This window comes from Mesorhizobium sp. P3_A9, assembly GCF_056402975.1.
On record NZ_JBFUGJ010000410.1, the window covers coordinates 1 to 4,790 of the forward strand.

Below are 4,790 nucleotides of genomic sequence, written 5' to 3' on the forward strand. Positions count from 1 at the left end.
CCTTCGCCACGCTCAAGAACCGCATGAAGCTGACCACGATCCGCTATGTCGGCCTGGCCAAAGCCACTGCGCAGGTGACGTTAGCGGCGATTGCCTTCAACATGCGCCGATGGGCCGCCATCACAGSATAGGTGCGCCCGCAGTCCGGCYCCACGAGGCCGAACCGCCGCCCGAAATTCCAAACCAGACACAAGAACTCACGAATACGGGCGATATTCCCGCAATCCCGCTCTCATCCGCGCTCTGCTGCAATTACACAACRGGCCCCYTGTGGGAGAAGGTGGCCTMGCGAAGCKMGGTCGGATGAGGGGTGCTCCAGGGAACACCAACGCCTCACTCCGCTGGAACACCCCTCAACCGTCTCGGCGCTGCGCGCCGATCCACCTTCTCCCGCAAGGGGAGAAGGAAAGGCCGCGCTTCATTCCCCGTCGGCGAACACCATGTCCAGTATCCAGGGACACGCATAATAGTCGGCAATGCGGTCGATGACGCCGCCCTCGGCATGGACCCGCACCAGATAGGCCGGCCGCCAGGCCTCGCCTTGCAGCCTGTCGACGACCAGCACCGCCTCCCCCTCGATCGCGCCTTGACGCATGCGCCAGGGCTCGCCTTGCTCATATTCGACGAAATAGGGCGAGTTGGAGAGCAAGCCATTGTAGCAGTCCGAAACCCGCAGCCGGGCATCGGCGCTGGTCAGTGCCCGCACCCCGTCCCAGTCCCTGGCATTGAACAGTTCGACATAGCGGCCGAGCAGCCGTTCCAGTTCGGGGTCGTGCGCGGGCGCCGCGACCGATTGCGCCGGCAGAGCGGCGAGCTTGGCGCGACCGCGATTGAGCGCCGACTTGACGCCGCCTGATGTCGAGCCGACCAGGTCGGCGATCTCGTCCAGCGAGTGGTCGAAGACATCCTTGAGCAGCACGCAGGCGCGCTCCTTGGGCGGCAGGTGCACCACCAGCCGCTCGATGGCGCGGCCGGCGCCCGGGCCGGCTGGCTCGACCGGCAGCACGATCTCATCGCTGGCATAGCCTGCTTCCGCCTTGAGCCGCGTGCGGCGGTTGCGGATGAAGTCGATGCACCTGTTGTGGGCGATGCGGAACAGCCATGGCCGCAGCGCCTGTGCATCGTCGAGCAGCCCGATCTTGCGATAGGCCTCGAACAACGCCTCCTGCATGATGTCCTCGCCGTCGAGAGCCGAGCCGGTCATGCGCGCGCAATAGCGGTGCAGACGGACGCGCAAATGCGAGACCGTCTCCAGGAACGCCCTGTAGCGCAGGTCGAACAGGCCTTCGGGATCGCGGCGCGGCTCAACGCCTTGCCTCGCTTCGGGGGATTTGCGGATCTGCTGGTTCATCGCGGCACGTCGCTCGGCGTTGCCACAGCATTGCGCAAGCACGGCACATCCACAAGCGCGAAGCGCGACCCGACCAGCCGGCGCATGGTCACGCCGCCTTGCCGCTGGCAATCTTGTCTCTGACGGCATCCGGCAGCCCAAGCTTCGGCCGCACCCAGGCGGCGAAGCGGCCGATCGCGTCATCGGCTTCSGGMGCSCGGCCGGCCATCATCTGGAARSWGTGCAGCATGCCGTCGAAGACGTCGAGGCGTGTCTCGACCCCAGCTCGGCCGGCGCGCTCGGCGAACATGCGGCTTTCGTCGACCAGCGTTTCGTCGCCGCCGGCCTGCAGGAACACCGGCGGAAAGCCGGAGAGGTCGGCATAGAGCGCGCTGACCTCCGGATCGAGCCGGTCGCGGTCGCCGATAAAATTGGTAACCAGCCAGTCGACGGACTCCCTGGCGAAGGCTGGATCCTTCTCGCGGTTGGTCGCGTAGCTGGCGCCGGTCAGCGCCATGTCGAACCAGCCGGAGATGATCAGCGTGGCGGCCGGCAGCGGCCGGCCCTGGGCACGCAGCCGCTGCAGCACGCCGTAGGTCAGCACCGCGCCGCAGGAATCGCCGGCAAGCGCGATCCGCCTGGTGTCGAAGCCCTGGTCGACGAGCCAGTTCCAGGCCGCCATCGCCGCTTCGAGCTGGGCCGGATGCTTGGCCTGGTGTGCCAGTGGATAGTTATAGAGCAAGGCCCGGCAGCCGACGGCCTTGGCCAGATGGCCGACCAGCTTGCGGTGCGTGTAGATCGAGCCGCCGAGGAAGCCGCCGCCATGCGCGTAAAGCAGCGCCCGCTCCTCGTCGGCGCCCTTCGGCACGATCCATAGCGCCGGCACACCGCCGGCATCGACCTCGATATAGTCGACGCCGCCGGGTTCGCCGGTCAGCGCCGTCCAGCTGGTGTCGTTGAAGCCGTTCATCGCCTGAGGGCTGGTGAACTTGCCGACATTGGCGGTGATCGCCGCGTAGTGGTTCCTGTTTGCCTCGCTCTCGATGCTCGCCATGATAGTCTCCCAGGGTTACGGATCGCGGACATGCGACCTTCCAAAGCCAAGGACGGACGGGCGGAGAAAAAGGATACGTCAGATCAGAACTTTCTTTCTCCTTTACCCGCCGGCGCGTAGCGGTTGACCACCATGCCGCAGGCATAGGCCTTCGAACCAAGCAAACGCAGGTTTCGGAAGCCGCCCTGGTCGAAGATGCGGCGGCCAGCGCCCAGCACCGCCGGGTTGATGAACAGCTGGAACTCGTCGACCAGCCCGGCCGCGATCAGCGCKGAGGCAAAGCCGGCGCCACCGAAGACGGCGATATCCGCGCCCTCGCCCATCTTCATCGCCTTGACTTCGCGCGGCAGGTCGCCGCTCACCACCTTCGTGCGCTCCCAGCGCGAGGCCTTGAGCTTGTCGCTCGGCACCACTTTCTGAGCCTCCACGACGCGCTGGGCGAAGGCGTAGAATGGATCTGCCGGATACTTCTTCGCTGCATTGCCCCAATGGCTGAGATAGCCCTCCTCCGCCATCTTGCGGCTGAGCAGGATGGTATCGATACCGGCGAAGATGGTGTTGAAATCCTGTTTCAACTCGTCGCCCCAGCCGATGTCGTCGCCCCATTCCCAGAGCTGCCAGCGATGGTCCGCATCGGCGCCGACGAAGCCGTCGACCGACATCTGCATCTGAAGAATGAGCTTTTTCATGGGGTTCGCCTCGTTTTCGGATTCTATGCGGAAGGCTCATGCCGCGCTTTGCGGGCGGGCGAAGGCTTGCGCCCAGCTCTCGAAACTGGTCGGCGTGGCGTTGCGGACCGACGGCGCCTCCAGCGCCCAGCGCTCGCCCTTGTTGAAGCTTGCCGCCGTTTCGCCGAGCGCATCGGCAAAGCTCGCCGACAGGCCATTGGCGACCATACCGGCGCGGACATCGGCGAAGGGGGCGGCATGATAGGCCACTTGCCTGCCGACCGCCTTGCCAAGGATCGCGGTGGCCTGTTCGAAGGTGTAGTAGCCGCCGCCATGCAATTCGACGACCCGTTCGGTGGGGAATCGGGCGGCGCCCAGCAAGGCGGCGGCGCGCTGCCCGACATCGCCGGCGGCAATCAGCGGCATCGGCAGATCGCCGCGGAACGGCGTGGCGAAAACGCCGGAAGCGGCTTGCTGGACAAAGCCCATGCCCCCAGCAAAATTCTCCGTGAAGAACGAGGCGCGCAGGAACACCAGCTCGTCGAGCCCGAGCGCTTCCAGCCGTTCCTCCATCAACGCGGCACCGAGCGAAGTTCCCATCCTGAGATGGGCGTTGAGGCCGCTGAGCAGCACGACGCGGCGCACGCCGGAGTGCGCTATCGCCGTTGCCAGCCGCTCGCCGACCTCGTCCTCGAAGCGATGGAGATCCGGCACGGCGACGTCGAACGGGATCATCACATAGGCGCTGTCGGCGCCGGAGAAGGCGGCCTTCAACGCACCGGCATCGTCAAGCGCAACGCCCAGACTGCGCGCCACGCCGCGCACCGTGTGCCCCCGCCCGACAAGCACGGAAGCGACTTCCGCGCCGACCTCGTTGGTGGCGCCGACAACCACGACGGTCCGCGGTGTGAAGGCGGTGTCGTTCTCGATCGCTTGTCGGTTCATGTCGTCCTCCTCTGCGAAACCAAGCCGTCATGGCCGGAAATTGCTTTACTTTTGGAACCATTGACGCAAGGCAAAAATGATGTCAATAGTAAAGTGATTTAAAAATGGAACCATAGCAATGTCGACGCGCGAAAGATCCGGCTGCCCGATCAGCCTGTCGCTCGAACTGCTCGGCGACCGCTGGACGCTGCTCATCATCCGCGACCTGGTCTTCGCCGGGAAAAAGCATTTTCGCGAATTCCTGCAGTCCGACGAAGGCATCTCCTCGCGCACGCTGGCAGAGCGGCTGCAGACGCTGCAGGACGAAGGCATCCTCACCCGCAGCGACGACCCGAGCCACGGACTGAAGGCGATCTACCGGCTGACGGAGGCCGGCATCGACCTTTTGCCGGTGCTGGCCACGCTCGGCGCCTGGGGCAGCAAGCACCGCAAGGCTGATGACAAGCTGGCCCGCATCGCCGACGAGCTGGCGGCCGGTGGCGAGCCGGCGCTGGAACGGATGAAGGCGGCGTTGCGGGCAGAGCATATTGGGTAGCTGGTAGCGCGGCGTTCCCTTCTCCCCTTGTGGGCCTGTTGTGTAATTGCAGCAGAGCGCGGATGAGAGCGGGATTGCGGGAATGTCGCCCGTATTCGTGAGTTCTTGTGTCTGGTTTGGAGTTTCGGGCGGCGGTTCGGCCTCGTGGGGCCGGACTGCGGGCGCACCTATCCTGTGATGGCGGCCCATCGGCGCATGTTGAAGGCAATCGCCGCTAACGTCACCTGGGCAGTGGCTTTGGCCAGCCCGACATAGCGG

Annotated in this window: 6 protein-coding genes; 2 read left to right on the forward strand and 4 right to left on the reverse strand. The window is 65.4% G+C overall.

What is annotated here, in order from left to right; all coding sequences use genetic code 11:
- A partial coding sequence (locus AC1DX0_RS31235; RefSeq protein WP_477358293.1) for a transposase occupies positions 1-131 on the forward strand: 131 nt, incomplete at its 5' end.
- 287 nt (positions 132-418) lie between these two features.
- On the opposite strand, the gene AC1DX0_RS31240 is transcribed toward AC1DX0_RS31235, so the two are convergent.
- From AC1DX0_RS31240 to AC1DX0_RS31255, 4 genes are all read right to left on the reverse strand, one after another.
- Complete coding sequence (locus tag AC1DX0_RS31240; protein ID WP_477224672.1) at positions 419-1,351, reverse strand: sigma-70 family RNA polymerase sigma factor; 933 nt, start codon at positions 1,349-1,351, stop codon at positions 419-421.
- Between the two features lie 88 nt (positions 1,352-1,439).
- Entirely contained in the window at positions 1,440-2,384 is a 945-nt protein-coding gene (locus AC1DX0_RS31245; protein WP_477358291.1) for an alpha/beta hydrolase, read from the reverse strand.
- A gap of 83 nt (positions 2,385-2,467) precedes the next feature.
- The gene (locus tag AC1DX0_RS31250; RefSeq protein ID WP_477224670.1) at positions 2,468-3,073 is read right to left on the reverse strand and encodes a dihydrofolate reductase family protein; all 606 of its coding nucleotides are present in this window, start codon (positions 3,071-3,073) and stop codon (positions 2,468-2,470) included.
- Positions 3,074-3,109: 36 nt separating this feature from the next.
- A complete protein-coding gene (locus AC1DX0_RS31255) occupies positions 3,110-3,997 on the reverse strand; it encodes an NmrA family NAD(P)-binding protein (protein WP_477224669.1) in 888 nt (295 codons plus the stop codon).
- A gap of 118 nt (positions 3,998-4,115) precedes the next feature.
- On the opposite strand from AC1DX0_RS31255, the gene AC1DX0_RS31260 reads away from it, so the two are divergent.
- Positions 4,116-4,532, forward strand: coding sequence for a winged helix-turn-helix transcriptional regulator (locus AC1DX0_RS31260; protein WP_477224668.1), 417 nt, complete (start codon positions 4,116-4,118; stop codon positions 4,530-4,532).
- The last annotated feature ends 258 nt before the right edge of the window (positions 4,533-4,790 follow it).

Bases quoted from the DNA above. Each gene is read 5' to 3' on its own strand.
- AC1DX0_RS31255 (WP_477224669.1), bottom strand. From the start codon at position 3,997: ATGAACCGACAAGCGATCGAGAACGACACCGCCTTCACACCGCGGACC.
- AC1DX0_RS31240 (WP_477224672.1), bottom strand. From the start codon at position 1,351: ATGAACCAGCAGATCCGCAAATCCCCCGAAGCGAGGCAAGGCGTTGAG.
- AC1DX0_RS31260 (WP_477224668.1), top strand. From the start codon at position 4,116: ATGTCGACGCGCGAAAGATCCGGCTGCCCGATCAGCCTGTCGCTCGAA.